The organism is Pseudoalteromonas sp. BSi20652 (genome assembly GCF_000239855.1).
In the GTDB taxonomy this organism is placed as follows: Bacteria; Pseudomonadota; Gammaproteobacteria; order Enterobacterales; family Alteromonadaceae; genus Pseudoalteromonas.
This window is the reverse complement of record NZ_BADT01000201.1, coordinates 1-3,722: the sequence shown is the minus strand read 5'-3', so window position 1 is coordinate 3,722 and position 3,722 is coordinate 1. Positions and strand designations below refer to the sequence as shown.

The window sequence follows — 3,722 nt, the reverse complement described above, 5'->3', positions numbered from 1 at the left end:
TATTTTGTATTTTATTGAAAAAAATGCCCCATTACTGGACTCTTGGCAACGTGAAGTGATACGTATTGTTCGTAAAATTTCGCAATACTTTTACCCACAAAAACAAACTCAGGTAATGAACGAAGGTTGGGCAACTTTTTGGCATTACACCATCCTTAATCACTTATATGATGAGGGAAAGCTCACCGACTCTTTCATGTTAGAGTTTTTACAAAGCCATACTAATGTAGTTTATCAGCCTCCTTACAACAGCAAGTATTATTCAGGTATTAACCCATATGCTTTAGGCTTTAATATGATGGTTGATATTCGCAGAATATGTGAGCACCCAACTGAAGAAGATAAACGCTGGTTTCCTGAATATGCAGGCAGTAATTGGCTAGATACACTGCATTTTGCAATGGAAAACTTTAAAGATGAGAGTTTTATTAGCCAGTTTTTATCGCCTAAGTTAATTCGTGATTTTAGATTATTTACTATTGTTGACCATACTAATACCCCCCATTTAGAAGTGGGGGCAATACATGACGACAGTGGCTATAAAGCGGTCAGAGAAACGCTATCAGCGCAGTACAACTTGAGTAATCATGAGCCCAACATTCAAGTATATGACGTTGATATTAGAGGGGATAGATCGCTGACACTTAGGTATGTACCGCACAATAATATTCCTTTGGCAAACACACACGAGGAAGTGCTTAAGCACCTATACAGATTATGGGGATTTAAAGTAAAGCTTGAACAAGCTGACGGTAATGGGCAAGTAACGCCTATTGGCCAGTGCCCTAAAGATGATTCCCGTCATACAACTGAGTAATAATAAATAAAAGCGGTAGCCTAAAATTGATGACTAAAAAAATGACGCTTAAGCGTCATTTTCTATATCAACGTAGGCAGTTACTTTGTTTCGCCCATTCTTTTTAGATTGATACATGGCTTTATCTGCAGCTTCTATCCAGCGCTCATGGTCTTTAAATTCACTGCTGAAACACGCAAAACCAATACTAACCGTCAATTTCACTTCAAGTTGTTTATACAAAACAGGGCTTTGCTCAATTAATGCCCTTAACCGCTCAGCAAAAATCTCAGCGCCTTTTTCATCGGTATCCAGCAAGGTTACCACAAATTCTTCACCACCATACCTGCCTGCGATATCTGTTTCACGAAGCGTGGTTTTCAATAACTTTGACAGGTGGCGCAATGCTTCATCACCGCAAGTGTGACCATATTCATCATTTACCACTTTAAATCTGTCGATATCAAACATCAGTAATGCACTAGAGCCACCGTTACGCTTAATGCGTAAAAACTCTTGCTTAAGCGAACTTTCCCAGTGACCGCGATTGTATAACTGGGTCAAGCTATCAGTTTGACTTACTTGCTCCAAGCGCGCGTTTAAATCTTCTAATTCTTTTTTGTTTACCGCAATATCTGTTACATCATACAAAATAATACATATATGACTAACTTCTGCACGAATATTGGTCAAAGGAATAAATGTAGCATTTTGATACATGTAATCAGCTTTACCAGTGATAGGCCGGTAATTTTTAAACTTAAAAATATAAGGTTGCTGTTCCCAAATGGTAAATGAGCGGTTTTTCAATATAAAAACTGACTCAGACTTACTTCTAAACCATTTTTCATCTATTGCTGGAAATAAGTCAAATAGGTCTTTATCTTTTACCGCACTGGGTAGGAGTCCTGAATGGTTTTCCATAAAACCATTCCATACACAAACTCTATAGTCTCTATCGAGCACAACAAGGCCCACGTCAACGGTATTAAACATATCCATTAACCAGTGGATCTCATTCATTTCTAAATCAGCAGCCATAACTTAATCTTCTAATAGGTAAGCAACTTTGTATTTCAAAGTTTTAAGTGAATCTTCAGTAAATAACAGCATAAGATCGCAATTTATGTCGTGATCTTCTATGCCATAGCTGATTTCGATAGCGAGAGTTCGCTGCCAACGAGACTTATTAGCTTTTACTAATTCAGATACGTCTCTATGCTGACCCAGCACTATAGGGTGCCCTTGGCTAAACGACATATCTAGCTGCTTTGACAGGCCTGTTAAAATGGCACCTATTAAAATGTTGCTTATATCCATAAGCAACTCAAGCTCAACTTTATCGTTTAACTCACCATCGTAATTCATCAGTGAGGCAATTTCTTTAAAACTTGAGTCATTTAGAAGTAACAATGCCTCGCCAGAGACACCGCCTCCAATAAACCCTTGGCAAATCCCTGAAGTCGCAGCGTTATTATCAATAGACTGCAGCGCCATATCGAGTTCATTTACTTCTAAAACATTTACATTCGGGATTGGTAGCTCGACAAATACATTAAGAAGACGTGCAAGTAAGTCCCCTGCTTGCCCCATAGCAACATTCGTTAGTTCTTGATATATGTCTCGTACATCAGGGTCGACTTGCTCACCTAACGAGTTAGAGAGGCGCTCACGCATAGCCTTGTCTTTAATTCCATGATGTTCAATTATATGAGCGAGTTTTTCGGGGGAGCATGGTTTTTGAATAAAATCGATAGCACCAAGTTCAAGTACTCGTTGGTGTGCATTAGGTTGTATATCACCAGAGACAACAACAGTGAGAATATTAAGCCCCTGTTCTTTCATAGCGATTAATACTTCATACCCATCCATTTCAGGCATATTTAAATCGAGAAAAAGTATTTCTGGTTTAATTAACTTTATTTGCTTTATGCAATCAATGCCGTCGAGTGCAAATTCAACTTTAATATCCCAATCTTCAGGTAATGAACGAGCTAGCTGACGCCTAGCTAATTTTGAATCATCACATATTAGTACCGATGTTGACATATTATCTCTCTGTTTCTAAACCAGTAATGTGCATTAAAATCATTATATGATGGCTTTTATTTTTATTATTGAAGATATATTTTGTAACTTCATGTTAATCAAAGTTTAGCACAGTTACAATTTTTATATTACACAACTAATCCCAGCTTCATTAGAGCGGTATAATCACTTGGTTACTATAGCGCAGTATAATACACTGACACCCATTGCGTTAATTTAAAAGGAAATACCTTATGTTACGTTCACTTACCTTTGCTTTGAGTGCATTTTGCTCCGTAGCTATTGCGGCCGAATACCCAGAAAACACGCTTGATGCAGGAAAAGTATCCGCACAAGGCAAACCAGTCACTTTATTAGGTAAAGGTTTCTCTGTTGGAGATAACGCACCAAATTTTAAAGTGGTTGATGGTAATTTTATTCCCGTTACTCTAAATGATTATAAAGGCCAAGCAGTACTGATAAGTGTAGTACCAAGCCTTGACACCGGCATTTGTAGCCTACAAACTAAACACTTTAACGAAAAAGTAGCCTCGCAATTTCCAAGTGTTGTAATGCTAACAATTAGTGCTGATTTACCATTTGCTCAAAAGCGTTTTTGCAAAGCTGAAAATATCGATAAAATCACTACGTTATCAGATTCTGTTTGGCGCGATTTTGGCCAAAAATACGGATTGATTATTAAAGATATGGGCTTATTAACGCGAACTGTATTTATTTTAGATGAAAGCCATAACGTCATTTATAAACAATTAGTTAGTAGCCTTTCAACTGAACCAGAATACAACAGCGTAATTGAGAAACTTAAAACGCTGTAAAGCCGATTAAATAGCATTGATTAAGCAATGCTAAACAGCCTTAAAAACAAAAAACCGACCAA

4 protein-coding genes are annotated in these 3,722 nt (G+C 37.5%); 2 read left to right on the top strand and 2 right to left on the bottom strand.

Annotation, left to right across the window (positions count from 1 at the left end):
* The coding region (locus tag P20652_RS18945; RefSeq protein WP_033017953.1) for a SpoVR family protein at positions 1-817 on the top strand (817 nt) is incomplete at its 5' end.
* A gap of 48 nt (positions 818-865) precedes the next feature.
* Here P20652_RS18945 and P20652_RS02960 read toward each other — a convergent pair.
* Positions 866-1,837, bottom strand: a complete 972-nt coding sequence (locus P20652_RS02960) for a diguanylate cyclase (protein WP_008171681.1) — start codon at positions 1,835-1,837, stop codon at positions 866-868.
* A gap of 3 nt (positions 1,838-1,840) precedes the next feature.
* Positions 1,841-2,845 (bottom strand): response regulator, encoded by a 1,005-nt coding sequence (locus P20652_RS02965; protein ID WP_008171679.1) that lies wholly within the window; start codon positions 2,843-2,845, stop codon positions 1,841-1,843.
* Positions 2,846-3,078: 233 nt separating this feature from the next.
* Here P20652_RS02965 and tpx point away from each other — a divergent pair, with 233 nt between their 5' ends.
* Positions 3,079-3,660: a thiol peroxidase gene (tpx, locus tag P20652_RS02970; RefSeq protein WP_008171677.1), complete on the top strand. Its 582-nt coding sequence runs from the start codon at positions 3,079-3,081 to the stop codon at positions 3,658-3,660.
* The last annotated feature ends 62 nt before the right edge of the window (positions 3,661-3,722 follow it).